Origin of the sequence: Sphaerisporangium dianthi, from assembly GCF_042654065.1 — a bacterium.
GTDB lineage: Bacteria > Actinomycetota > Actinomycetes > Streptosporangiales > Streptosporangiaceae > Sphaerisporangium > Sphaerisporangium dianthi.
Genome location: NZ_JBHSFP010000007.1, coordinates 136,554 through 162,214, shown reverse-complemented (window position 1 = coordinate 162,214; position 25,661 = coordinate 136,554). Strand labels below are relative to the sequence as shown.

General features: G+C 72.0%; 19 protein-coding genes and 1 pseudogene. 14 read left to right on the top strand and 6 right to left on the bottom strand.

Annotation, left to right across the window (positions count from 1 at the left end; all coding sequences use genetic code 11):
* Nucleotides 1-266: 266 nt before the first annotated feature.
* The 4 genes from ACFO60_RS13465 to cutA are packed head-to-tail and all read left to right on the top strand — an operon-like array spanning nucleotide 267 to nucleotide 5,428.
* Nucleotides 267-1,637 (top strand): uracil-xanthine permease family protein, encoded by a 1,371-nt coding sequence (locus tag ACFO60_RS13465; protein WP_380840453.1) that lies wholly within the window; start codon nucleotides 267-269, stop codon nucleotides 1,635-1,637.
* Complete coding sequence (locus ACFO60_RS13460; RefSeq protein ID WP_380840452.1) at nucleotides 1,634-2,530, top strand: FAD binding domain-containing protein; 897 nt, start codon at nucleotides 1,634-1,636, stop codon at nucleotides 2,528-2,530. Before ACFO60_RS13465 ends, ACFO60_RS13460 begins: the two co-directional genes overlap by 4 nt.
* A complete protein-coding gene (locus tag ACFO60_RS13455) occupies nucleotides 2,523-3,041 on the top strand; it encodes a (2Fe-2S)-binding protein (protein ID WP_380840451.1) in 519 nt (172 codons plus the stop codon). The genes ACFO60_RS13460 and ACFO60_RS13455 overlap by 8 nt, the downstream gene beginning before the upstream one ends.
* Nucleotides 3,038-5,428 (top strand): aerobic carbon-monoxide dehydrogenase large subunit, encoded by a 2,391-nt coding sequence (gene cutA, locus ACFO60_RS13450; RefSeq protein WP_380840450.1) that lies wholly within the window; start codon nucleotides 3,038-3,040, stop codon nucleotides 5,426-5,428. The genes ACFO60_RS13455 and cutA overlap by 4 nt, the downstream gene beginning before the upstream one ends.
* 30 nt (nucleotides 5,429-5,458) lie before the next feature.
* On the opposite strand, the gene cydB is transcribed toward cutA, so the two are convergent.
* The 3 genes from cydB to ACFO60_RS13435 all read right to left on the bottom strand — a co-directional run bounded on the left by cydB (nucleotide 5,459) and on the right by ACFO60_RS13435 (nucleotide 9,085).
* Entirely contained in the window at nucleotides 5,459-6,388 is a 930-nt protein-coding gene (gene cydB, locus ACFO60_RS13445) for a cytochrome d ubiquinol oxidase subunit II (RefSeq protein ID WP_380840449.1), read from the bottom strand.
* 9 nt (nucleotides 6,389-6,397) lie between these two features.
* Nucleotides 6,398-7,900 (bottom strand): cytochrome ubiquinol oxidase subunit I, encoded by a 1,503-nt coding sequence (locus ACFO60_RS13440; RefSeq protein WP_380840448.1) that lies wholly within the window; start codon nucleotides 7,898-7,900, stop codon nucleotides 6,398-6,400.
* Between the two features lie 183 nt (nucleotides 7,901-8,083).
* Nucleotides 8,084-9,085, bottom strand: coding sequence for a polysaccharide deacetylase family protein (locus ACFO60_RS13435; protein ID WP_380840447.1), 1,002 nt, complete (start codon nucleotides 9,083-9,085; stop codon nucleotides 8,084-8,086).
* A 306-nt stretch (nucleotides 9,086-9,391) separates the two neighbouring features.
* Here ACFO60_RS13435 and ACFO60_RS13430 point away from each other — a divergent pair, with 306 nt between their 5' ends.
* From ACFO60_RS13430 to ACFO60_RS13415, 4 genes are all read left to right on the top strand, one after another.
* Nucleotides 9,392-10,579 carry a Crp/Fnr family transcriptional regulator gene (locus ACFO60_RS13430; protein WP_380840446.1) on the top strand — a complete coding sequence of 396 codons (1,188 nt, stop codon included), beginning with the start codon at nucleotides 9,392-9,394 and terminating at the stop codon, nucleotides 10,577-10,579.
* 73 nt (nucleotides 10,580-10,652) lie between these two features.
* Complete coding sequence (locus ACFO60_RS13425; RefSeq protein WP_380840445.1) at nucleotides 10,653-11,369, top strand: hypothetical protein; 717 nt, start codon at nucleotides 10,653-10,655, stop codon at nucleotides 11,367-11,369.
* Between the two features lie 560 nt (nucleotides 11,370-11,929).
* Nucleotides 11,930-12,724 carry an SRPBCC family protein gene (locus ACFO60_RS13420; protein ID WP_380840444.1) on the top strand — a complete coding sequence of 265 codons (795 nt, stop codon included), beginning with the start codon at nucleotides 11,930-11,932 and terminating at the stop codon, nucleotides 12,722-12,724.
* Between the two features lie 110 nt (nucleotides 12,725-12,834).
* On the top strand, nucleotides 12,835-13,737 hold the full coding sequence (locus tag ACFO60_RS13415) for a hypothetical protein (RefSeq protein WP_380840443.1): 903 nt from the start codon (nucleotides 12,835-12,837) through the stop codon (nucleotides 13,735-13,737).
* Nucleotides 13,738-13,841: 104 nt separating this feature from the next.
* Here the strand turns inward: ACFO60_RS13415 and ACFO60_RS13410 are convergent, their stop codons facing one another.
* The 3 genes from ACFO60_RS13410 to ACFO60_RS13400 all read right to left on the bottom strand — a co-directional run bounded on the left by ACFO60_RS13410 (nucleotide 13,842) and on the right by ACFO60_RS13400 (nucleotide 17,370).
* Nucleotides 13,842-15,218 (bottom strand): glycosyl hydrolase family 28-related protein, encoded by a 1,377-nt coding sequence (locus ACFO60_RS13410; protein ID WP_380840441.1) that lies wholly within the window; start codon nucleotides 15,216-15,218, stop codon nucleotides 13,842-13,844.
* An 83-nt stretch (nucleotides 15,219-15,301) separates the two neighbouring features.
* The gene (locus ACFO60_RS13405) at nucleotides 15,302-15,964 is read right to left on the bottom strand and encodes a thymidine kinase (protein ID WP_380840440.1); all 663 of its coding nucleotides are present in this window, start codon (nucleotides 15,962-15,964) and stop codon (nucleotides 15,302-15,304) included.
* Between the two features lie 101 nt (nucleotides 15,965-16,065).
* The gene (locus tag ACFO60_RS13400; protein ID WP_380840439.1) at nucleotides 16,066-17,370 is read right to left on the bottom strand and encodes a PQQ-binding-like beta-propeller repeat protein; all 1,305 of its coding nucleotides are present in this window, start codon (nucleotides 17,368-17,370) and stop codon (nucleotides 16,066-16,068) included.
* A gap of 157 nt (nucleotides 17,371-17,527) precedes the next feature.
* Between ACFO60_RS13400 and ACFO60_RS13395 the strand changes: the two genes are divergently transcribed.
* The 6 genes and pseudogenes from ACFO60_RS13395 to ACFO60_RS13370 all read left to right on the top strand — a co-directional run.
* Nucleotides 17,528-19,603, top strand: a complete 2,076-nt coding sequence (locus ACFO60_RS13395; protein ID WP_380840438.1) for a hydantoinase/oxoprolinase family protein — start codon at nucleotides 17,528-17,530, stop codon at nucleotides 19,601-19,603.
* Nucleotides 19,600-21,441: a hydantoinase B/oxoprolinase family protein gene (locus tag ACFO60_RS13390; RefSeq protein ID WP_380840436.1), complete on the top strand. Its 1,842-nt coding sequence runs from the start codon at nucleotides 19,600-19,602 to the stop codon at nucleotides 21,439-21,441. The genes ACFO60_RS13395 and ACFO60_RS13390 overlap by 4 nt, the downstream gene beginning before the upstream one ends.
* Nucleotides 21,442-22,063: 622 nt before the next feature.
* On the top strand, nucleotides 22,064-23,473 hold the full coding sequence (locus tag ACFO60_RS13385; RefSeq protein ID WP_380840435.1) for a PQQ-dependent sugar dehydrogenase: 1,410 nt from the start codon (nucleotides 22,064-22,066) through the stop codon (nucleotides 23,471-23,473).
* 237 nt (nucleotides 23,474-23,710) lie between these two features.
* Nucleotides 23,711-24,094, top strand: coding sequence for a hypothetical protein (locus ACFO60_RS13380; protein WP_380840433.1), 384 nt, complete (start codon nucleotides 23,711-23,713; stop codon nucleotides 24,092-24,094).
* Between the two features lie 301 nt (nucleotides 24,095-24,395).
* Complete coding sequence (locus ACFO60_RS13375) at nucleotides 24,396-24,869, top strand: IS110 family transposase (RefSeq protein ID WP_380840432.1); 474 nt, start codon at nucleotides 24,396-24,398, stop codon at nucleotides 24,867-24,869.
* 93 nt (nucleotides 24,870-24,962) lie between these two features.
* Nucleotides 24,963-25,169: pseudogene (locus ACFO60_RS13370) on the top strand (transposase); the annotation flags it as partial.
* Nucleotides 25,170-25,661: the final 492 nt, after the last annotated feature.

The following is a 25,661-nucleotide window of genomic DNA, read 5'->3' as shown; positions in this document are numbered from 1 at the left end:
CGCCCGGCCTCCCGCCGACGAGGCGCCGACGAGGCGCCGACGCGTGAGGAGCGTAAGATCACCGGGCTCACTCTTGTCACGGGGGATGGTGCGCAATAAGAGTGCTGGTGAGGTGGGCACGTTTGGCAAGTCCTTACCATGTGGACGGCCCGTGACTGGTCTAATGTGCCCGCAACAAGCCACAACGGCAGTTACGGTACGACGCCGCGGAGGTCCGCCTGCGGGGTGGCCACCGACCGCCCGGCCCGGTCAGTGAAGGGGCTCTCATGGCCTTCGGTTGGAGAATGCACGGGGACGGGCGCGGCCTGACCCCAGGTGAGGTGGTCAAGCCGGACGAGCGGCTGAGCTGGCCCCGCATGGTGGGGTTCGGCGCTCAGCACGTCATCGCCATGTTCGGCGCGACGTTCGTCTTCCCTTTGATCATGGGTCTGAACGCCAACGTTGCGATCATGATGTCGGGTGTCGCGACGATCCTGTTCCTGCTGATCGTGCAGGGCAAGATCCCCAGCTATCTGGGCACGTCGGCCTCGTTCGTCGGCGGAGTGGTGGCGATCCGCGCGGCGGGAGGCGACAGCGGCACGGTCACCGGCGCCATCCTGGTCGCCGGCGTCGTGCTGGCGCTGTGCGGCGTGGCCGTCCACTACCTCGGCGTGGGCGCCATCAACCGCATCTTCCCGCCGGTGGTGACCGGCGCGGTCGTCATGCTCATCGGGTTCGGCCTGGCCTACGTGGTCGCCGACGTCTACTGGCCGCAGGACCCGTGGATCGCCCTGATCACCATGATCGTCACAGGCGTGATCCTCGTGGCGTTCAAGGGGTTCGCCGGCCGCATCGGCATCCTGCTCGGCCTGGTCGCCGGATTCGTGCTCTCCTGGGTCGCCGACAAGGTGTTCGGGAACATCACGGCCTTCAACGCGGGCGCCGGCAAGGTCGACACCCACCCGCGCGTGAGCTTCCAGGGGGTCCAGGACGCCACGTGGTTCGGGTGGCCCGATCTGCACGCGCCGAGCTTCACCGTCTCGGCCATCGTGCTGGTGCTGCCGGCGGTGATCGCGCTGATCGCCGAGAACATCGGGCACGTCAAGGCCGTCGGCGAGATGACCGGCACGGACGTCGACCCGTACATGGGCCGCGCGGTCTTCGCCGACGGCGTCGGCACCGCGCTGGCCAGCGCCGTCGGCGGCTCGCCCACCACCACCTACGCCGAGAACATCGGCGTCATGGCGGCGACCCGCGTCTACTCCACGGCCGCCTACTACATCGCCGCCGTCGTGGCGATCCTGTTCGGGTTCATGCCGAAGTTCGGCGCGCTGGTGGCGGCGACGCCGGGCGGCGTGCTGGGTGGCATCACCGTCATCCTGTACGGCATGATCGGCCTGCTGGGCGCGAAGATCTGGATCGAGAACCGCGTGGACTTCGCCGACCCGGTGAACATGGTGCCGATCGGAGCGGGCATCATCCTGGCGATCGGCCCGGTGGCACACCAGATCACCGGCACCTTCTCGCTGGCCGGCATCGCGCTCGGCACGATCGTGGTGCTCGGCGGGTACCACCTGCTGCGTGCCATCTCCTGGCGGCGGCGGCCCGGCTCCGGCGAGGCCGCGGCCGTGGCCGAAGGGAGCGAGACCAGAGCGTGAAGCCTCCGGCGTTCGACTACCATGCCCCCCGCGACCTCGGCGAGGCCCTCGCCGTCCTCGCCGAGACGCGGGAGCATGGCAAGGTGCTGGCGGGCGGGCAGAGCCTGATACCGCTGCTGAACATGCGGCTGGCCTCGCCGTCGCACCTGGTCGACATCAACCGCGTCGCCGAGCTGGACACCATCGCGGTGCGCGGCGGCGGCGTGCGCGTCGGCGCGCTGGCGAGGCACGCCGCCGTCGAGCGCTCGCAGGCCGCCGCGCGGGCTCAGCCGCTGCTGCGGGCCGCGCTCAGGCAGGTGGCGCACCCGGTGATCCGCAACCGCGGCACCGTCGTCGGCAGCCTGGTCCACGCCGACCCCTCCGCCGAACTGCCCGCCGTGCTGGCCGTTCTCGAGGGGACGGTGCGGCTGGCGCGGCAGGGGGGCGGCGTGCGCGACGTGCCGGCGGCACATTTCTTCATCGGTCCTCTGGAGTCGGCCGTCCAGCCCGGCGAGCTGGCCGTCTCGGCGTTCTTCCCCTCGCTGCCGTCCCGCGCGGGCGGCGCCTTCTGCGAGGTGGCGCGCAGGCACGGTGACTACGCCGTCGCCGGGGCCGCCGCCGTGGTCGTCCTGGACGAGGACCTGCGCATCTCCTCGGCCCGGGTGGCGTGCGTGAGCATCGGCCCGGTGCCGGTGCTGCTGGACGTGTCGGAGGTGTGCGCCCGCCGCCCCGCCGCCTCGGCCGACTGGGCCGCCGTCGCGGCGGCCGTGCGCGACCGCGTCGATCCCGAAGGGGACATCCACGCGACCGCCGGCTACCGGCGGCAGCTGACCGGCGTACTGGCAGAGAGGGCGTTGCGCGTCGCCGCCCAGCAGGCCGCGGGCCAGGAGACGGGGGAGTTCGCCCATGAGTGAGGCGCTGCACGAGATCGCGCTGACGGTCAACGGGGTGGTGCGCCGGACGGCGGTGCCGGCCCGGCGGCTGCTGTCGGACTGCCTGCGCCAGAACCTCGGCCTGACCGGCACCCACGTCGGCTGCGAGCACGGGGTCTGCGGGTGCTGCACGGTGCTGATGGACGGCGAGCCCGTGCGCTCGTGCCTGACGTTCGCCGTGACGGCGGCCGGGCACGAGATCACCACCGTGGAGGGGCTGGCCGGCCCGGACGGGTCGCTGTCGCCGGTGCAGCGGGCGTTCTCGGAATGCCACGCGCTGCAGTGCGGCTTCTGCACCCCCGGGTTCCTGTGCACGGTCACCGCGCTGCTGCGCGAGACGCCCGCGCCGACCGACGAACAGGTGGTCGAGGGCATCTCGGGCAACCTGTGCCGGTGCACCGGCTACCAGAACATCGTCAAGGCGGTCCACCGCGCGGCCGAGCTCATCGCCGACGAGGACGGGACGCCGGCTCCTGCGGGTGGTGAGGCGTGACGACCAGGCTTTTCGGCGAGCGGGTCCAGCGCAGGGAGGACCTGCGGCTGATCACCGGGCAGGGCCGCTACCTGGACGACCTCGGGCGCGACGCGCTCGCCGCCGCGTTCGTCCGTTCGCCGCACGCGCACGCCCTCATCCGCGACATCGACGTGTCGGCCGCGCTGGACGTGGACGGCCTGGTCGCCATCTACACCTGGGAGGACCTGCCCGAGCGGGTCCGTGACCCGCTGCCGCTGCTGATCCCGCACCCGGCGCTGACCCACGGCCGCACGGCCTACCCGCTGGCCAGGGACGTCGTCCGCCACGTCGGCGAGCCGGTCGTCATGGTCGTGGCGCGCGACCGCTACATCGCCGAGGACGCCGCCGCGCTCATCGAGGTCGACTACGAGTTCCGCAAGCCGGTCGTCGGCATCGAGGAGGCCGCCCACGGCGTCCACCTGGTGCACGAGGACGTCCCCGGCAACGTCGGCGCGCACCTGGTCCAGGAGGTGCCGTCCCCCGCCGGCCAGAGCGCGCGCGAGGCCGTCGAGGCGGCGCCGCACACGCTGTCGTTCCGCCTGGACTTCGAGCGCAGCGCCTCCATGCCGCTGGAGGGGCGCGGGGTGTACGCCCGGTGGGACGCCGACGACCGGTCGCTGCGGGTCTACAGCTCGACGCAGACCTCCACCAGCGTGCGCATGGCGATCGCGGCCAAGCTCGGCCTGCCGCTGCCGTCGGTCGAGGTGATCGCCCCGGACGTGGGCGGCGGGTTCGGCGTCAAGATCGTTCACCCCTGGCCGGAGGAGGTCCTCGTCCCCTGGGCGGCGATGCTGCTCGGCCGGGAGGTCAAGTGGGCCGAGGACCGCCGCGAGCACTTCATCTCCTCGGCCCACGAGCGCGGGCAGGTGCAGCACGTGCGGGTCGGCTTCGACGACGAGGGCCACGTCCTCGGCCTGGACGTGACCATCCTGCACGACCACGGCGCCTACACCCCGTACGGCATCATCGTGCCGATCATCACCTCCACCCAGCTGCTCGGCCCGTACCGCATCGGCGCCTACCGCGTCGAGTTCTCCTCCATCTACACCAACACCGTGCAGGTCACCCCGTACCGGGGCGCGGGACGCCCGCAGGGGGTGTTCTGCATGGAGCGCACCATGGACCGCATCGCGGCCCATCTCGGCCTGGACCGGGCGGCGGTGCGCGCCGCCAACTTCATCCAGCCCGGCGAGTTCCCCTACGACCAGGGCCTGATCTTCCAGGACGGCCGCCCGCTGATCTACGACAGCGGCGACTACCCCGAGTCGCTGCGGATGCTCAAGGAGCTGATCGGCTGGGACGGCTTCCCTGCCATGAAGGCCGAGGCGGCGGCGCGGGGCCGGCGGCTCGGCATCGGGCTGGGCTGCTACGTCGAGGGCACCGGCGTGGGCCCGTACGAGGGCGGCCACGTGCAGGTGACCTCCGACGGGCGGGTGCACGTCTCCACCGGCCTCACCTCCCAAGGGCAGGGGCACGAGACGGTGTTCGCGCAGATCGCGGCCACCGAGCTGGGCGTGCCGCTCTCGAGCGTCTCGGTGGTCACCGGAGACACCCGGCGTTTCGGCTACGCCGTCGGCACGTTCGCCTCGCGGGCCGCCGTGATGAGCGGCAACGCGATCGCCCTGGCCTGCCGCAAGGTCCGCGACAAGGCCCTGCGCATCGCCGCCGAGGCGCTGGAGGCCGACCCGCGCGACCTGGAGATCGAGGACGGGGTCGTGCGCGTCGTCGGCAACCCGGAGGCCTCGCTGCCGCTGGCGACGGTGGCGGTGCTGTCCAACCCCCTGCGGTACGCCTTCGACGAGGAGGCCGCGCGGGCGACGCAGTTCTCCGGCGCGGCCCCGATGGACCGGCCGCCGGTCCAGGAGGGCGAGGAGCCGGGCCTGGAAGGGCGCGACTACTACTCGCCGGTCCGCTCGACCTTCGCCTCCGGCATGCACGCCGCCATCGTCGAGACCGATCCCGACACCGCCGAGATCCGCATCCTGCGCTACGCCGTCGTGCACGACTGCGGCAGGCTGATCAACCCCATGATCGTCGAGGGGCAGATCCACGGTGGCGTGGCACAGGGGGTCGGCGGGGCGCTGTACGAGCGCATGGTCTACGACGGCCACGGTCAGCTGCTCAACGCCTCCTTCATGGACTTCCTGATGCCCTACGCGACGGAGGTGCCGGCCATCGAGACCGCCCATCTGGAGACGCCCTCGCCGCTCAACCCGCTCGGCATCAAGGGCGCGGGGGAGGCGGGGGTGATCCCGGTGTCCGCGGTGATCGCCTCGGCGATCGAGGACGCCGAGGGCCTCTCGATCGACCGGATGCCGATCTCGCCGTCGGAGTTGTACGAACTGCGCCGCGCCGCAACCGGCTGAGCCCCGCGCAGCCGGTTGCGGCGCGGCGCCTCAGGCCGCGACGCGCCTGCGGAAGACCCAGTAGGTCCACGCCTGGTAGGCCAGCACGAACGGCAGGGCGACCAGCCCGATCCAGGTCAGCATGCTCAGCGTGTACGGGGCGGAGGCCGCCTCGGCCACGGTCAGGCCGGGCAGCGGCGCCCGCCACAACGTCCCGAACAGCGCCGCGGTGGCCAGCACGATCGAGGCCGCGGTCGCGGTGAACGCCCAGCCCTCGCGGCGGCGCCAGACCAGCGCGACGGCGGAGGCCAGGGCGGCCATCGCGGCCAGGGCCGCGAGCCACAGCAGCGGACGCGCGGTCCAGCCGGCGCCGCCCGCCCCGGACGACGGGATCGCCGGGAGCGCGACGACGGCGACGGGCAGCGCGACCGCCGCGGCGGCCAGCGCCGCGCGGCGGGCCCGCGCCCGCAGCGGCCCGCTCGTCTTCAGCGCGACGAACACCGCGCCGTGCACGATGGCCAGGGTCAGCGACAGCGCGCCGCCGAGCATGGTCGCCACCGCCGTGCCGTACAGCAGGTGGCCGAAGATCGCGCCCCACAGGAACGCGGTCAGCACGCTGCCGGCCACGATGCCCGCGTCGCACAGGGCACGCTCCCGGGCGGTCACCTTGCCGCGCCACTCCAGGGCCACCCCGCGCACGATCAGCCCGGCCAGCACCATGACCAGCGGCAGGTAGAAGCCGCTGAGCAGGCCGGCGTACCAGGCGGGGAAGGCCGCGAACATGGCGCCGACGGCGGTGATCAGCCACACCTCGTTGCCGTCCCACACCGGGCCGATCGTCTGGAGCATCTGCTTGCGCTCGGCCTCGCCGCGGCCAAGGACCGGCAGCAGCGCGCCGACGCCGAAGTCGAAGCCCTCCAGCACGAAGTAGCCGGTCCACAGGAAGGCGATGACCAGGAACCAGAAGGTGGTGAGTTCCATCGGGATCTCCTAGTACATGAGGGTCGGCGTGAGGTGGGCGGCGTCGGCGTCGGCGTCACCGGGCAGGCCCGGGGACGGGGACGCGGGGACGGGGTCGGGCCCGGCCTTGACGTGCCGCACGAGCAGCCGCACCTCGGCGACCGCGAGCGCGCCGTACAGGAGCGTGAAGACGGTCAGGGAGATGGCCACCTCGCCGAGGGAGACGCCGGGGGACACACTGGCCGCGGTGAGCAGCTCGCCCTGGACGGTCCACGGCTGCCGGCCGATCTCGCTGAGCAGCCAGCCGGCGATCACCGCGAGGATCGGCAGCGGGAGCGCGAACAGGCAGGCGCGGGCGAACCAGGCGGGAGCCGGGCGGCGGCGCCGGGTCAGCCAGAGGCCGAGCAGTGACAGGCCCACCGCCGAGAGCCCGAAGCCGATCATGACGCGGAACGACCAGTACACGACGGGGATGTTCGGACGGTAGTCGGCCGGCCCGAACTCGGCCTGGTAGCGCCGCTGGATGTCCTCCACGCCCTCGATGCGGGCGCCGGGGTCGTGCGCGGCCAGCAGGCTCAGCAGGTTCGGCACCTCGACGCCGGGAACCAGGGAGTACGGCGCTCCTGTGGTGTCGTGCCGCAGCCCTTCTGCGGAGGCCAGCTTCATGGGCTGCTGCTCGCGCATGTACTGCGCGGACAGGTCGCCGGTGCCGGCGACGACCACTCCGGCGATGGCGGTCATGACAAGGGCGGCGCGCAGGCTGCCGCGCCACATGGCGGCGTCGCCGGGGACGCGGGCGGCCGCCCGGCCGCGCGTCTGCCGGGCGAGGGGGACGGCGGCGTCCTCGCCGAGGCCGGCGGCGGCGTTCCCGCCGAGGGGGGCGGTGGTGTTCTCGCCGGCGGCCGGGCGCCGCTCACGGGTGATCCGGTAGCCGCTCACCGCGATGACGAAGCCGCCGGCGACGACGAACGAGGCCGCGACCACGTGAGGCACCTGGGCCAGCGCCGTCGGGTTGGTCAGGACGGCCCACAGGTCGGTCATGCGCGCCCGGCCGCCGACCACCTGGTAGCCCACCGGGTGCTTCATCCAGGCGTTCGCGGCGAGGATGAAGTACGCCGAGATGTTGGACCCGATCGCGGCGGCCCAGATGCACGCCAGGTGCACCCGCTTGGGCAGCCTCTCCCAGCCGAAGATCCACAGTCCGAGGAACGTCGACTCCAGGAAGAAGGCGAGCAGCGCCTCCAGGGCGAGCGGCGCGCCGAACACGTCGCCGACGAAGGTGGAGTACTCGCTCCAGTTCATCCCGAACTGGAACTCCTGCACGATGCCGGTGACCACGCCCATAGCGAAGTTGATCAGGAACAGCTTGCCGAAGAACCTGGTCAGCCGGAGGTGGTGCTCCTTGCCCGTGCGATGCCAGGCGGTCTGCAATCCGGCGACGAAGATCCCGAGGCCGATCGTCAGGGGTACGAACAGAAAGTGGTAGACGGTGGTGACCCCGAACTGCCACCGAGCCAGATCCAATGCGTCCATGCGCCCCTCACCGGGTCCTCAGCTCTACGCCTTGTAGTTCTACTTTCAGTAGTACTACAGCTTGTAGAGTAAATGTGGTGCGGAGGTCATGCCGTCCTGTGCGATCTTCGTCACACCCCCGCCGCCCGCCCTCGATCCCCCGGGCGAGGAGTCAATGGTGGGCCACCGCGCCCGCCCGGGGCGTCACCCCACCGGCTGATCCGCCCGTACACCGCTCGAGGGAGCGGGAAGGCGGACCCCGGCCTCCCTGAGGTAGGCGGGAAGGTTCCCCAGCTCGAAGCCCCGCCGCTCGATCTTGTCGAGCAGGACGCGGAAATCCCTGGCCAGATGGGCGCGGAAGTGCAACAGCAGGATGTCGCCGGGGTGCAGCCGCTTGTCCGGCGCCTGGTAGGAGATCTTCCCGCCCGGCTGCACGGTCGCCGTCCACAGCAGTACGGCCCGCAGGCCGCACGCCTTGGCGACCCGCAGCGTGGTGCCGGTGTAGTTGCCGAACGGCGGCCGGAACAGCACGGGCCCGCGCCCGACCTCCCGGGCGACGACCTTGGCCGAGCCGCAGATCTCCTCCCGCTGCGCCGCGCTTCCGAGGTTCCACAGATTCGGGTGGGTGAGAGTGTGGGCCTCGATCGGCACGCCCAGATCGCGCAACTCGCGGAAATACGACCACTTGCCCGCGCCGACGTACCGTCCGCCCGCCGCCCCCGGATCGGGCACGCCCCTGGCCTCCACCGCGTCGCGCGTCGCGAACACCGTGATGGGAACGGCGCGCTCCCTGACCAGCCGCACGAACCCCGGGTCCTGCTCCCAGCCGTCGTCGATGGTCAGGAAGACGACCTTGCGCGCGGTCGGGATCGAGCTGACCACCGGCACCGCCTCGCCCGCCCGCGCCCGGACGCGGCCGACCTCGCCCGGCCGTGGCGACGCCCCCACCGGCCCCGCCGTGACAGGTTCCGCCGACGGCCCGGGTGTGGCCGGCGCCGGAGGCGTGGCGAGATCGCCCGGCGAGGACGCGGTGAGACCTCCGGGTGAAGCCGAGGGCGCCGCGGGCGACGGGAGCCCCGCAGCGGGGGAGACCACGGGCGGCGAGGGAAGCGCCGGGTCCGAGCCGGAGGCGGTGCCGCCGGCCGAGCAGATCACCAGAAGTCCCAGCCCCGCCGCCGCGCGCGACGCCTTCCGTCCCCAGATCATGACGGGCAATCTTGCCATCACGGTGGTCCCTTGCCGAAAGCGCGCGATACGCCCGGCCGTCGCCGTCACCCTGCCGCAAGCTCTCTGCAAGGTGGCGGGCGGAGAGTTGGGGCAGCGAAAGGGATCGGCCGCTCCGCGGGCCGCCCTCGGCGCGGGAAGCCATCGGGAACGGCCGGTGGCCGCACGCGGCTCCGGGCGGGACACCGCAGGAACGCGGCCGGCGATCGCGCGGCGGCAAGGCACGGGTGGGGGCCCGGGCACGGATCTCCGGCTCTGAGACGGCCGGCGTCAGTTGGGAGGAGCGCCATGACCGGCCCCGCACCCAGACGGCCCTGCGTGATCCGCAACGTGGGCCAATGGCCACGGCGCGGCCTGCTCGGCGGCCTCACGGCGGAGGCCAGGGACGAACTGCTGGCGCTGGGGAGGCCCTGGCAGTACGCGGCGGGGACGGCGCTGGTCACCCAGGGAGAATGGTCCGACGAAGCGATCCTCCTCCTGGACGGCTGCGTCAAACTCACCATCACTCCCCCCGCCCCCGGCCCAGCCCCCGCCCCCGGCCTCGGCCCAGCCACCGGCACCCGCCCCACAGGCACCACTGGCACCCTCAGCACCGGCCGCAACGGCACTGGCCCCGGCCCTGCCATTGGTTCCGGCCCGGCTGCCGGCGCCGGTGTGCCGGCGCTGGCCGGCATCCGCGTCGGGGGCGACCTCGTGGGTGAGGTCGCGGTACTGGCCGGGCAGCGTCAGGAGGCCACCGCCACCGCGGCGGACGCCTGCCTGGCACGGCTCATCCCGCCGCGGGAACTGGCGCGGCTGGCCGTGCGGTTCCCGGATTTCGCCCGCGCCCTGTACGGCGCGGCCGCCGGGCACAATGCGTCCGCCCGCTGGTACCCGGCCGGCGCGGACACGGCGATGGGCCGCCTGGTCCGCGTCCTCGTCGAGCTGGGGCGGTCCTACGGGGAGCCGGTTCCCGAAGGCGTCATGATCGGCGTCTCGCTGACCCGGCCGGAGCTGGCTGGGCTCGTGGACGCGCCCGAGCCGGCGGTGTACCGGGCGCTCACCGTGCTGCGCAGGACGGGCGTCCTCGGCACCGGCTACCGGCGCATCGTCGTCCACGACATCCGCGGGCTGCGCGCCTTCGTCGCGTCGGGCGACGTCCCGCCCGGCGACGAGCGGGCCCATGAGTACCCCGTTGAACACCTGCTGAACCAGGGGCGCGATCCTCTGCACACCGAGGACGCCCCGGCGGGGCCCCCGCGCGGTCCGCTCGTCGGTGGCGGCCTGGTGGGGGAGAGACGCGGCCCGGCGGGCGCAGGGGGCGGTCCGGTGGGGAATGGGCGCGGTCCGGTGGTCGCTGGGGGCGGTCCCGTGGGGGAGGGGCATGGTCCGGTGGTCGCTGGGGGCGGTCCGGAGGGGGAGGGGCGTGGTCTGGCGGACAGGGAGGGTCCGGTGGATGACGGGCGCGGCCCGGGGGATGACGGGGCACGGAGATGATCAGAGTGGGGATGCGGCGGTGATCGGGGCGCCGCCGGTTCACGGGCACGACCGGATGGGAGGGAGAACACTGGTGAACGATCTGGGGGGAGAGGTACGCCGGCTGTGCGTCGCCGTCGCGATAGAGGCGGAGACGGGCGGGCGGCGAGCCGGCGCGCGGCACAGGGAGATGCGGCGCCGGCTCGCCGAGGTGATCGAGGAGGCCGCCGGAGAGGCAGGACTCGACCGCCTGTATGTCGTCGAGTCCGGCGGGCCGGCGCCGTCGCACGTGGAGTCCGAGGTCTCCGGTCCGGTGCGGCCCGGTACCGGCACGGGGGCGGGTCCCGGGCTGCTCCTGATCCTGCCGCCGGGTGTGAACGAGGCACGGGTGATCGCCGGACTGGTCGGTGAGCTGCGCGTCGCCCTGCGGCGGCGCAATCAGCGGCCGGGCAAGGACGCCCCTTCGCGGCTGCGGCTGCGGCTGCGCGCGGCGTTCCATCAGGGGCCGACCCGGATCGTGGACGGCGGGTTCGCCGGCAGGGCGGTGACCACGGTGTGCGCCATGCGCGACGGCGACGAGCTGCGTGCGGCGCTGCGGGAACGCCCGGGCGCCGACCTGGCCGTCGCGATCTCGGCGCCGCTGTTCGAGGAGGTCGTCGAGCACGCCCATCGCGATCTGGTGCGGGACATGTTCCACCCCGTGACGCCCCGGTCGGCGGACGTCGCGACGCGGGTCTGGATCAGCGCGCCGGACGCCGTCCAGAAGTCCTGCGTCGCACGACGCGCGAAGATGCCCCTGACCGCCGGCTGACCCGGGGCACCCCCTCAAGTCGTCCGGACGGGGCACTGCCCGGACGGAGCACCGTCCGGACGGGGCACTGTCCGGACGGCGTGCCGTCCGGCGGCGCGTCCGCCGTCCGGAGGCCGGCGCGTCGCTCGGCGGTGGCGCGCCGTTCGGTGGCGGATGCCGGGTCGTCGGGGCCGGGGATGCGCCGTCGCTTGGACAGGCCGGGTATCGGGAGGTCTGGGGAGAGCCTTCCCGGTACCCGGCCGCTGTGGAGACCGCCGATGCGCTGCCGCCCGGCCTCTCGTGGAGATGCCGCCAAGCGCGGCGGAACGCGCCAAGCATGACGAACACGCCGAGCGCGACCAACGTGCCGAGCGCGATGAATACGACGAACCTCTGAATCGCGACGATCTCGCGATGTCGCTCCCGAGACTGCCGCCGGCGCGGTGTTACCGTGACCTTGACGTGGGACGAGTGCTGAGGGCGGCGGCGAAACATGACGACTCCCGGCGGGCCTTGCGGGCAGATGTCGCCCTTATGCGTGCCCGTGGCCCGTCCCTAGTCTCTCGGCATCGGAGGTGTCCATGAAGGTCGTCGGCAGTGCCGTCGTCGGGGTCGACCGCAACCGCGTGTGGGCCGCGCTGCAAGATCCGGCCGTCCTGGTCCGCACGATCCCGGGCTGCGAGCGGCTGGAGGCCACGGGCGCCGACACCTACCGCATGACGGTCAGCGCGGGCGTCGCCTCCATCAAGGGCGTCTACCAAGGAGAGGTCGCCCTGTCCGACCCTTTGGAGCCCGAGCGGTTCACCCTGCGCGCACGCGGCGCCGGCGCGCCCGGCACGGTCGACGCGACCGTGCTCATCCGGCTCAGCGAGGTCGACGGCGGGTCGACCCGGGTCGACTACGACGCCGAGGCGGTCGTCGGCGGGATGATCGGCGGCGTCGGCCAGCGGATGCTGGGCTCGGTCGCCAAGAGGACGGCCGGCGAGTTCTTCAGCGCCGTCGAGCAGCACCTCCAGGTCGCCGCCCACGCGGGGCCGAGCATGGCCGGAGTGGCGGGAGTGGCGGGCGTGGCGGTCGCCGCAGGGCAGAACGGCGGTCAGGTGGAGCCCATGCCATCGGCGTCCTCCGCCGCGGCCCCGCTTCCGGCAGTGCCGGGCGGGGCAGCCGGGGATGCCGTGCCCGTCGAGGGACGGCCGGTCGCCGTCGCCGGCCAGGTGTTCGAGCGCCCGCGCGCCGACGCGGGGCAGGCGGACGGACGCTCCCGCACCGGCACGCCGGTCTGGCCGGTGCTGACGGCGTTCGGCATGGGCGCGGGCATCGCGCTCGGCAGTGCGGTCATCGGCTGGTTGCTCGGCCGCGGCGGCCGAGGGCGCTGATCCGGCTTTCCGTACGTCTTCCCAGGTCAGACGGCATATCCTTGTTTCGTCATATTCCGGGAACGTTACAGCATCTCGCGGAAGAGGATCTCCAGGCGTAACGTGGTGATATGCGAGAGTTCCGTGCAGAGGACGCTCGATCGGAGGCCCGGCGGCTCATCCACGACCTGCTGGGTGAGCGGCATCCTGCGGCCGTGTCGCTGCTGGACGACGCCGCGACCGTGCTCGGCGGCGAGCGCACGGCCCGCTGCGCGGAGCTGGCGCAGGGAGCCGCGCTGACCAGGCGCTCCTCAGAGCTCGCGGCGATCGCCGGCCTGCTCGTCGGCACCAGGATGCTCGGCGCGGGCTGGTGGACCTCCGGCCGCGAAGGCAAGATCCCCGCGCCGGACGAGGTGCTGGCCGCGAACACGGCCATCGAGCCGTGGACCGACCTCACCGTCCTTGAGATGCTCGCCGCGTGGATCGCCGACGACGGCGCCGACGTCGCCTGGGGTCCCGCGATCGCGTCCGTGGACCTCAACTCATGGCAGGCGGAGGACCGCATAGAGCTGCCCGCGGACGCCGTCCCAGGCGGCCGCCTGGTCGTGGCCTTCGACGCCGGAGGGCGGCTGGACGCCGTGGTGGTCGAGCGGCCGGACGGCGAGATCGGGTCCAACCTCGACTTCGCCTCGCTGCGCTACTCGCGTGCCGCCGAGGCCCAGTGGAGCTGGGGCGTGGCCGCCGGGCTCGGCCCGCATCCCCTGCCCGGCGAGGATCCCGACCCCTACGCCGACACCGTCGACCAGCAGGCGGCCGAGTACCTCCGCCAGTGGGCGCTGCGCCACGGCGCCACCGGCGAGCAGGTCGGGTCGCGGTGGCAGGCCAAGGGCGACGTCATCTCCGCCGTCGAACGCGTCGACTGGATGTGGCGCAGCGGCGAGTGGTTCGCCTGGTGGCGGGCGACGTCGGCGCTGCTGGGCGGCGACCCGGTGCAACTCGCCTCCCGCATGGACGACATCGCCTCCGCCCCCTGATCCGCCTCCGCCCCCTGATCCGCCTCCGCCCCCTGATCCGCCTTCGCCCGCTGATCCGCCTCGGCCTCTGTCCTTGACCCGTTTCCGCCTTGACGGTCGCTCGGTCAGCCGGAGACGTCCGGGGTGGCCCAGCTGTCGCGGAAGGCGTAGCGGGCCGGTGCGCTCGCGTACCGCAGGAACGCGGTGGCGCCGGTGCCGGCGACGCCGACGGGGGTGGTCGTGTGGTGCGTACGGCACCCCTCGTAGATCATCTTCCCGTTCGTGAGCGACGTGCCGGCGCCGTTGACCTGGTGGAAACCGGCCAGCGTGCAGTCCTGGTAGCGGACGATCGGGATCCGGTTCGAGGTGGGGGTGTACAGGTGGAAGTTGTAGGGGGCGCCGTCCGACCCCGACACCGACGCGATGTCGGAGCAGGAGGTGAACGTCACCGACCCGAGGCCCCAGGCGCACTCGATGATCTTCTGGTTGGCGCCCTTCTTCGGCTCGAACCGGACGCCGTTGACGTTCAGCCTCGACGCGGTCGCGTCACCGTTGCCGGACGGCATGTAGAAGTACCGCGCGTCCGCCGTGCTGGTCATCGACCACGAGCCGCCGAAGACGTTGATCGAACCGCCCCGGTCGAAGCGGAAGAAGTTGCCCGCTTGGAGCGCGAAGTTGCACGAGAGCATGAAGTAGTTGAGGAACTGGTTCTGCTGGCTGTTTCCTGACGGGTTCGTGATTCCGCAGTGCAGGAAGGCGTCGGTGTACTTCGACACCGTGTCGGTCGAGCACATGATGAAGTGGTGCTCGCTGTTGTTGTTGGCCTGGGAGTCGCCGTCGACGCCGATGACCCGGTCCCAGGTTCCCCGCCACTCGACGTTGCGGTAGACGAAGTACTGGTTCTGCCCGGCCCCGTACTGCGGGTACACCGAGGCGCCGTCGACCTGGTCCACCGACCAGTAGTACGCGAAGCGGTTGGCGCCGTTGGTCGAGCGGAAGCTCATGTCCTCGAAGTAGGTGTACCGCAGGCGCACGGCCGCGGTGATGAGATTGTTCTCGCGCGGGTCGGCGCTGGCGGCGAAGTCGGTGACGAAGTCGATGTTGGTCACCCGCGGGCCGGCGCCGCGGAAGCGCAGGCCGAAGATCTGGTCGGCCGAGCCGGAGGCCGGCGACCACATCAGGGTGTCCTTCTTGGTCACCTTGTAGTTGCCCGGCGGGAAGAAGACGTCCTTCTTGACGATGCCGGACGAGCGGCCGGAGATGGCGGCCGCCACCGCGGCGCGGATCGCGTCGGAGTCGTCGGTGACGCCGTCGCCCTTGGCGCCGTAGTCCTTGACGTCCACGGTGAAGACCGACGGGTCGGTGTTGGCGGACGCCGGCTGCGCCGCCAGGAGCTCGAAGGCTCCCGCGCCCGTCGCGGCCAGGCCGCCCGCCGCGCCGAGGGCGAACGCCCTGCGGCTCACCATGCTGGGCCGGCCGTCATGGCTGTCATGTGCAGACATGCTGTGGTGCTCATTTCGGCTCTTGATCATCGGGGGGATGATCAAGGTACCGCAGTCGTCCGGCGGCGCGCGAGAGTTTTCGATCAAGCACTGGAGGCGGCGAGCGGGGCGGAACGCGACTCGCCGAGGTCGCCGCTGCGATAGTGGCGGCGGCACAGCACGCGATAGTGCACCTGCGCGCCGTCGGTGTCGGCGATCATGACCTGCTCCCCGGTGCGGGCCATGACCCCGTCCACCACGCGGGCGTTCAGCCTGCCCTGGCGCCCGCACCAGCACAGCACCTCCACCTGCAGCCGCGACACCTCGTCCGCGAGTTCGAACAGGCGCTGGGCGGCGGGGAACATCTGCGAGCGGAAGTCCGAGGCCAGGCCGAAGGCGTAGACGTCCACGCCGTGCCCGTCCACCAGGTCGGCGAGCTGCTCGATCTGCGCCACTGTGTAGAAGCACGCCTCGTCGCAGATGAGGTAGTCGACCTGGGCGTGCGCCAGAACCAGCTCGACCAGGTCGAGGCCGTCGACGACCTCGACCGCCTCGAGGCCGAGCCCGATGCGGCTGGTGACGCGCGGGCCGCCCGAGCGGTCGTGCTTGGTCAGCACCAGCCCGCGCCTGCCCTGGCGGCCGTGGTTGTAGTTCATCTGCAACGCCAGCGTGGACTTGCCGCAGTCCATCGGGCCGTGGAAGAACCTCAGCACGGCGTCGCGGTGAGGGGGCGCGGGGACAGCGGACAAGGCGGACGTTTCACTCACGGGGCGTCAGCATACAGTTCCCTCGCACGGCAGGGGCCAAGGTCAACGGCCCGTACGGTTCCCTCGCGCCGCAGGGGCAAGGTCAACGGCCCGTGCGGGAGTCACGCGGAGGGCGCCGCGTGACGGAGGAGCGAGAGACCCGGCAGGGACACGTTGCCGATCGGCTGTCCGTCGCCGCGCAGGCCATCCCGGCCGTCGAAGCGCAGGACGCCGTCGGTCACGCCCACGTAGACGCCGTCGCCCTCTGGCGTCACCACGACGCCGCGCGCCGGCGAGGGCAGGCGCCACGAGCCCCGCACCACGAGCGAGTGCGGATCGACGGCCCGCAAGGACGGCCCGGCGGCGAGGTAGAGCAGGCCGCTCTGCGTCACGGACGACGAGGCGGCCGCGTTTCCGGCGGCGGGCGAGGTGCCGATCGACGCGGTGGCAAGGATGGTCAGGGACTCGGTGCTCGCCCGCGCGAGCGTCCCCCGGCCGTCCTCGTACACGTACACGGAGCCGCCGGTGGCGGCGATCGTGTGCGCCGCCGCCGGGGCCCTGCCGAACGGCTCCGGCAGGTCCAGGCAGTAGGCCCACCGCTGGTTCAGCTCCAGCACGTGCACGAACGCGTGCACCCCGGTCTTGCGCCCGGCCACCAGGTCGCGGGTGTGCAGGTGGCCGGGCTGGTGGGTGTAGAGGGTGTAGAGCTGCTGGCGGGCGGGGCCGAGCACGGAGGCGCGTCCGTCGCCGCGCATGGTCTCCTCCGCGCCTTCGGGAACCGGCTTCTTCTCCCGGGTGGACAGGGGCCAGAGAGCCTTCTGCTCCAGGTCGTAGATCTTGACCTTGTAGCTCTCCGGCGCGGTCGCCGGCAGGTACTGCAGGACGAACAGGCCGTCGCCGACGCCGGTGAGGGCGTCCGGCTGGAAGTTGCCGGCCAGGCGCACGGTCCGCGGCGAGGCCCGCCCGTCCGGCGCGACGACGACCACGGTCGTGCTGGTGCGCCCCGGCCCGCCGTAGGGGGAGGCCGGGGGAGGGGCGGCCAGGGCCACCACGTTCTCCACAGAGGACACCGCACGCGGGATCACGCCCGGTGGAACGATGGCACGGGCCTTCACCTCGCCGGTCAGGGCGTCCAGCGTCAGCAGCTCGCCCGACGGCGAGATGGTGTACAGCCGCTCCCAGCCCGCCGAGGGCAGCGGCCGGTCGGCGGTGAACAGCGTGGTCCCGGTCCCGGCGTCGACGGCGGCCAGGCGCGCCGAGACGTCGGCGTAGACGATGTGCCTCGCCGGCGCGGGCGTGGCCGGGGCCGCCGGTCCGGGAGCGGAACGGGGGGAGGCGGGTGTGCGGGCCGGGCCGTCCGTGCAGGACGTGAGCAGGCCCGCGCCGGCGAGGCCGCCGGCGAACCTGAGGAAGTGGCGTCGTTCCATGCCCTGCATACCGCCGTGGCCGCCCCCGGGTTCCGCAATGGGTTCCGCGACAGGTTCCGCGCCGGGCGCCGCGGGCGGAAGGTGCCGACGGATGTCCGATTTCTTGGCGGATCTCGCTGGTTCCGGAGCAAGGAGCGGTTCAGTAGACACTGAAGGCATGCGCAGTGTCCGTATCGGCGTCGACACCGGGGGCACGTTCACCGACGTGGTCATGGTGGACGAGCAGACCGGTGAGATCTCCACGACCAAGACCCCGTCGACGCCGGGCGACCCGGCGGACGGGTTCATGAACGGCGTGCACAAGATCCTCGCCGGCCGCGGCCTGGCCGACGTCGCCGGCATCGTGCACGGCACGACCGTGGCGACCAACCAGCTGCTGGAGGACCGCCCCGTCGACCTCGGCTTCGTCACCACCGAGGGCTTCGAGTTCATCCTGGAGATCGCCCGGCAGAGCGTCCCGGACGGGTACGGCAACTCCTACTTCTGGGTCAAGCCGCCGCGCATCGTGCCGGTGCACCGCGTCAAGACCGTCGCCGGACGCCTGGACCACCTCGGCCAGGAGGTGCGGCCGTTCGACGAGGCACAGGCCGCCGAGGTGGCACGGTGGTTCCGCGACCAGGGGATCACCGCCGTCGGGGTGTGCTTCCTGCACTCCTACGCCAACCCGGCGCACGAGCGGGCCATGCGGGCCGTGCTGGAGCGCGAGCACCCCGGCGCGGTCGTGTCCCTGTCGAGCGACGTCCTGCGCGAGTACCGCGAGTACGAGCGCTCGGTGACGACCCTGGTCGACGCCGCCGTCAAGCCCATCATGCGCCGCTACATCGCGGGCCTGTCCGCGCGCCTCGGCATGCCGTTCTCGGTGATGAAGAGCAACGGCGGGGTGCTGTCGGCGGCCGAGGTGGTCGACCAGCCGATCACCACGGTGCTGTCCGGCCCCGCCGCGGGCGCGCTCGGCGCCGCGCTCATCGCCGGCACCGCCGGCCGCGGGTCGGCCATCACGCTCGACGGCGGCGGCACCTCGACCGACGTCGCCGTCGTCGTGGACGGCGAGCCGTCGCTGACCACCGAGGGCTCCGTCGGCCGGTACCCGTGCAAGATCCCGATGATCGACATCGTGACCGTCGGCGCGGGCGGCGGCTCCATCGCCTGGATCTCCCCGGAGGGCACGCTGAAGGTCGGGCCGAGGTCCGCCGGAGCCGACCCCGGCCCGATCTGCTACGGCAAGGGCGGCACCGAGGTGACCGTCACCGACGCCCACGTCCACCTCGGCCGCGTGCCACCCCACCTGCTCGGCGGCGAGATCCCGCTGGACGCCGCCGCGGCCGGCGCCGCCATCGAGACCCTGGCCGGCAAGCTCGGCCTGTCCCCGGAGCGCACCGCCACCGGCATCCTGGAGATCAGCGCCTTCAACCAGTCGAACGCCATCAGGCAGATCACGGTCAAGCGCGGCCTGGACGTGCGCGACTTCCCGATGGTCGCCTTCGGCGGCTCCGGGCCGCTGCTGGTGTGCCGCCTCATCGACATCCTGTCCCTGCCGGCCGTCATCGTGCCCGCCAACCCCGGCAACGTCTCGGCGTTCGGCCTGCTCACGGTGGACGTCAAGAACGACTACGTGCGCACCCACGTGACCCGCGAGCTGTCGCTCGCGACGGCGGCGGGCATCTTCGGCGACCTGGAGGAGCAGGCCGCCGTCGCTCTGCGCCGCGAGGGCTTCCCCGACGGGCGGCACGTCTACGCGCGCAGCGCCGACCTGCGCTACTACGGGCAGGCGTACGAGGTGCGGGTGCCCGCGCCGTCCGGCCCGCTGGACGAGGCGTGGCGGGCTGAGGTGCTCGACCGGTTCCACCAGGCCCACCACCGGCTCTACGGGTACGGCTACCGCGACGATCCCCGGCACGCCGTCGAGTGGGTCAACCTGCGCGTCTCCGGTATCGGCCCCATCACCCGCCCCGCCCTGCCCGAACTGCCCGAACCGCCCGAGCGGCCCGGGCCGGTGGGCGGGGCGCCGCCGCCCTCCGAGCGGCGCAGGGTCTACTTCGAGGAGGACCCGGCCTCGCCCGCGGGCGAGTGGTGGACGGCGCCGGTCCACCAGCGGGGCGACCTGCGCCGCGGCGACGTCGTCACCGGCCCCGCGGTGATCGAGGAGTACGGCTCCACGCTGCCGCTGCACCCCGGCTTCACCGCCGAGGTCGACGCCCACGGAAACCTCGTCGTGAAGGGAGCGGGCGCATGACGGCCGCGGACCCGGTGCTGGTCGAGATCGTCGAGGGCACGCTCGCCTCCGTCGAGATGGAGGTCGAGACGGCCATCGCCCGCACGGCCCGCTCGCCGATGATCCGCGACGCGCACGACTTCCGCGCGGGCATCCACGACGCGCGGTTGCGCAAGCTGACCGGCCGCTCCTACTCGGCGCTCGTCCAGCCCATCGTGCGCGACTTCCCGATGGCCGAGATGAACCCCGGGGACGTGTTCTTCCACAACGACGTCTACCTGTCCGAAGGCGGCATCGGTCATCTTCCGGACCTTTGCGTCACCGTCCCCGTCTTCCACGACGGCGAGGTGGTGGCGTTCGTGCAGGCGTTCGGCCACCACGACGACATCGGCGGAGCCGTCCCCGGGTCGATGCCGTCCCACGCGCGCAGCGCCTTCGAGGAGGGGCTGATGGTGCCGCCGATCAAACTGTGGGACCGCGGCGTGCCCAACCGGGCCGCCCTGACCATCATGACCCGCAACTCCCGCATGCCCGACTCCCTGGCCGGCGACCTGGACGCCGAGTGCTCGGCCTGCCTGATGGGGGCGCGCCGCCTCGCCGAGCTGTTCGCCCGGTACGGCAGGGCCGCCGTCGAGGCGTGCTTCGACGCGATCATCGCCAAGACCACCGAGACCTTCCGCCGCGAGCTGCTGGCCAAGATCCCCGAAGGCGTCCACGTCTGGGAGGACTACGCCGAGCACGACGGCGTGGACGAGCCGCGCCTGCACACCCAGCGCATCACGCTGACCGTCGACCACGCGGCGGAGAAGCCGCTGGTCATCGACTTCACCGGCACCTCGCCGCAGGCCAAGGGCCCGATCAACCACGCCGGCGACTACGCCGGCGGGGTCTTCCTGAAGAAGTGGCTGGCCCCCATCCTGCGCAACCTCGCCGACACCCCCGAGCGCATGGCCGAGCTGGACGTGAACGAGGGCGTCGTGCCGCTGATCGAGATGAGGTTCCCCGGCAAGGGCACGCTGCTCACGCCGGTCTTCCCCGCGCCCACCAACGCCCGCACGTTCGTCATCCTGCGCCTGCTCGGCGTGCTCGCGGGCGTGCTGGCCAAGGCCACCGGCGGGCGCATGCCCGCCGACCAGGAGACCATCCGCTACACCGGTGTGTACGGGGAGGACGACGAGGGCCGGCCGTACCTGATGCGCGAGGTGCTCGGCGGCGGGTCGGGCGGGCGCTGGTACGCCGACGGCGAGGACACCATCCACGTCGTCCCCGACTCGCGCAACATCCCCGTCGAGTTCGCCGAGGCGCGCTGGCCGTTCCGCGTCGAGCGGCTCGGACTGGCCCGCGACTCCGGCGGGCCCGGCCTGTACCGGGGCGGCCTCGGGTACGACAAGCACGTCCGGATGCTGCGCGACGCCTCCTTCATGTCCATCGCCGACCGGTCCATCCTGGCCTGCTGGGGCGTCAACGGCGGCAGGGCCGGGCGCCCGTTCCTCGTCACCGTGGGCGGCAAGGAGATGGAGGGGCTCGTGGACGACTTCCCGGTCAAGGCCGGCGAGATCGTCAGGGTCCGCACCACCGGGGGCGGCGGCTGGGGCTCGCCCTACGACCGCGACGCCGAACTGGTGGCCGCCGACGTCCGCGACGGCAAGGTCTCGCCCGAGGGCGCGCGCGACGACTACGGTGTCATCCTGCACGGCCCGGCGGACGATCCGGTGGTGGACGCCGCCGCCACCGGAGAACTGCGCGCCGGGCTGCGCGCGGCCCCTCCGGCGCCCTTCTTCGACCGCGGCCCCGGCTACCCCGGCCTGTCCGGTGGCAAGCCGCACGCCGACGTCGACCTCCTCGACGGCACCGCGTGAGGGAGCGGCGGCCCTACGGCTGACGACGTCCGGACGGCCGTCCGCGAAGTGCCCGCCGTGCCCCGGCATTGGGGTCGCCGCATCCGGCGAATCGCCTCGGCGTGGAGACCCGGCCCTTGTCCGTATCGTCCCGCCCGGGATGCGGCCGGCCGGGTCCCGTGGCGATGTACGTTTCATGAGGCCGGTGGCGGGCCTCGCCGGAAGGCTTTCGCATCGTCCATGGTCAGGACGGAAGAAAGTGGCGATAGCGGCCTCCTGTCGCCTCCCGGGACCTGAGTCGCGGTAGCGGGCCTGGTTGTGACGGCGGCCGAGCCGATACCGTCCGGTCGGGCGCATCAGCGTGGAACCTGTTCGGTCGGCGTCGTACTTCGGTCGTCCGGGCCGAAATGCGACCGGGTCGGGCGTGTTGCGAGCGCGGACGCGCTCCGGACACCGCCGAAGCCTGTCTCTGGAGCCCGACATGTCAGGAAATCGCTGGGCAAACCGTGTGTTGCTCGCTCTGTCCCTGCCACTGCTCGCCCCCGTCATCGCACTCACCCCACCGGCCGCCGCGACGACATCCCCGTCCGTCCCGGCCTCGTCCGTCGCGAACAGTGGCGCGCCGGCACCGAAGGCCGCCAATGTGCCGCTGGAAGAGATCAACGTGACCACCACCCAGGTCGCCTTCGGGTTGCGGCGTCCCGTCGCCATCGCCGCCCCCGACGACGGGACGAACCGGCTGTTCATCGTCGAGAAGCGCGGCACCGTGCGCGTGTACCACCCGGACACCGGTCTCGCGCAGAACCCGATCATCGACATCACGGCGTCGGTGGACGAATCCGGCAACGAGCGGGGACTGCTCGCCATCGCCCTCGCGCCCGACTTCGCCCGCAGCCACGTTCTGTACCTGGCGTACACCGCGCTGCCGGACGGTGCGGTGACCCTGGCCCGATACCGGCTGGACGAGGCGCGCCTGGAGCCGCTGCTCTCCCAGGCGCACGCCGAGTACGACAACCACAACGGCGGCCAGCTGATCTTCGGCACGGACGGCTACCTGTACTGGAGCATCGGCGACGGCGGCGGCGCCGGAGATCCCTTCGACACCGGGCAGCGGCTGGACACCCTGCTGGGCAAGATCCTGCGCGTCGACGTGAGCCGGAAATGCGGCTCCCTGGCCTACTGCATCCCTTCGGACAACCCGTTCGTCGGCCGCGCGGGCGCGCGCGGGGAGATCTGGATGTACGGCGGGCGCAACCCCTGGCGCTTCTCCATCGACCGCGCGGACGGCTCGATGTGGATCGGCGACGTCGGCCAGGGCAGGTGGGAGGAGATCGACCACGTCAAGGCCGGGCGGCAGGCCGGCGCGAACCTCGGCTGGTCCTGCTACGAAGGACTCGAGGTGTTCGACCAGGCCCAGTGCCGGTCCGGAGTCGAGTACACCAAGCCGGTCTTCACCTACTCGCCGTACACCGGCGGCTGCGCCGTCGTCGGCGGACTGGTGTACCGCGGTGAGCAGTACGCCGACCTGGTCGGTGGCACCTACATCGCCACCGACTACTGCTCCTCCGCCGCGTGGGCGCTGCGCGAGGACGGCCGGGGCGGCTACCTCAAAGCCGAGATCGGCGAGATGCCCACGCAGGTCACCGCGTTCGGCGCCACCCCGAAGGGCGAGTTCTACGTCGTCAACGACCTGCCCGGCGGGCTGCACCGGGTGTCGTTCGAACGGGCCGCGCCGACCTGCCGGATCAAGCTGACCACGCGGGCCTGGGGCACCGGCATGACCGTCGACCTCACCATCACCAACACCGGCACCGCGCCGATCGACGGCTGGAGACTGGTGTTCCCCCTGGCGCTCGGCCAGACCGTCATCTCGGACTGGAACACCGACCTCACCCAGGGCAGCAACGTCGTCACCGCGACGAACGCCGCGTACAACGGCACCATCGCCCCCGGCCGCAGCGTCACCATGGGCTACCTGGCCAGCCACACGGGCGACGCCTCCCCGCCGAGCCGCTTCACCCTCAACCGAGACACCTGCGCCATAGACACCTGACCCGCACCGCCGGCCCGACACCACCGGGCCGGCGCGACGGAATTCGATCCCACGGCCCCTTCGTCCCGAACTACCGGCACAACCGTGGTGACGACCTTGTCGCGCAGCTCAGAGGCCAGATGCTGGCCGCTCTTGCGCGGTGAGGTAAGACGGCGTTGCTGCACTCCCGTGCTGTACAGCACGGGAGTGTGACGAGGTGGATCTCCGATTACCCTGGCGGGAGATGAGGAGACGCGCGTGAACCCGGCAGAGTGGGCCTTGCTCCGATCGCGGCTCGTGCTCGGGCAGGCCTTGCAAGGGACTGTCCTTCCGATCCCATGGCCGGCCGGAGTGACCGGGATCTTCGTGGACCTCGGCCTCCCCGTGATCGGCTTCGTGGACGTTCTCCTCCTACCAGATGACCCCGACTGCTGGCCGACCACAGGAACGGTCACAGACTTCGAGATCTGGTGGATCGATGAACGACCCCAGATCCGCCTCAAGCCCGTCGACGCCGCCTACCTGCGCGACGACTATGACGCCTGGGCCACAAAGATTCCGCGGCGACGCGTGACGCCCGCTTTAGTCTCCAATCTCCCCCTGGCGGAGGAGGCCGTTCGGGCCTGGAAATCGGGGTGGTAGCCAGCTGGCGTCGTCTCTCCTTGGTCGTTGGGGCCGTGCTCTAGTCGGACGCCGGGAGCCGCGCCTGCGGGCCTTTCACTGTTGCTTCGAGCACGCGGATCAGATTCGTCACCGTCCCCTTGCGGCTCTCGCGGGCAACCACCCAGCCCTCCATGGCGGTAAGGAGGCCCGATGCTCGCTCAAAGCCACGACACGGAAGAGATCGTCGAAAGGGTCGCCGCGCTCGACGTCGGCAAGGCCACCTTGGTGTGCTGCGCTCGCGTCCCCCGACGACAAGAAACCAACCAGGCGGCTGCAGGAGGTGCAGACCTACACCACGATGACGCGCTCGCTGCTGGCGATGAGCGATCGGTTGCGTTGCCTGGGCGTCACCCGGGTGGTGATGGAGGCCACCTCCGACTACTGGAAACCGGTGTTCTATCTGCTGGAGGCCGCCGGGTTCGAGGTGTGGCTGGTCAACGCCCGCGACGTCAAGCACCTGCCCGGCCGTCCCAAGACTGACAAGCTGGACGCGGTCTGGCTGGCCAAGGTCGCCGAGCGTCAAATGCTACGTCCCAGCTTCGTACCGCCCCCGGCGATCCGGCTGCTACGCGACCTGACCCGCTACCGGGTGGACCTGGTCCAAGCCCGCACCGCCGAGAAACAAGGGGTGGAAAAGCTACTGGAGGACGCGATCAAGCTGGGCGTGGTGGCCTCCGACATCTTCGGCGTCTCCGGCCGGGCGATGATGGCCGCCCAGATCCGCGGGGAACGCAGCCCCAAGACGCTGGCGTAACTGGCCCGCTCCAGCCTGCGCGGCAAGATCGCCGCACTGGAGGAGGCCTTCACCGGCCGGTTTTCCGACCATCACGCGTTCCTGCTGACCACCATGCTGGCCCGGATCGACGGCATCACCGCCGACATCGCCGCCCTGGATCAGCAGATCACCCGGCAGGTCGCCCCGTTCGCCGCAACCGTCGAGCGCCTGGATGAGATTCCCGGCATCGGCCTGACCGCCGCTCACACGATCACCGCCGAGATCGGCCTGGATATGAGCCGCTTCCCTACAGCCGCGCACCTGATCTCCTGGGCGCGGTTCGCCCCCCACGGTCAAGAAGTCCGCCGGCAAGCGCATGGGAAAACGCCACCGGGCACGGCAATCGCTACCTGGCCCGCACCCTCGGCGAAGCCGCGGTCGTTGTCGGCCGCACCGACACCTTCCTGGGTGAGCGCTACCGGCGGATCGTCCGACGCAAAGGCAAGAAGCCGATCGGCTGCGACCTGCTCGCCTGGTTCCGCATGCCGTGCTTGGACGGCGAACTGGCCGCTGAGAACCCTCCAGCTTGCGGTACGCACTGCTGCATACCAGTGCCCGCCTGGTCCGCGGCCAGCGTCGACGCACCATCAAGATCCCAGAAACCTGGCTCTGGGCCCGTCAGCTTCAACGCGCAATCTCAACAGTGCCGGCTCTGCCCGCGCCCGTCTGACCTCATCCCCCTGCCCGACGTCCCAACCAGCCAGCAACGTGACCGGCCCGTGGAACCGGCACCACCGGCGTGACCACCGCCCCGGCACCCTGCCCCGAAAC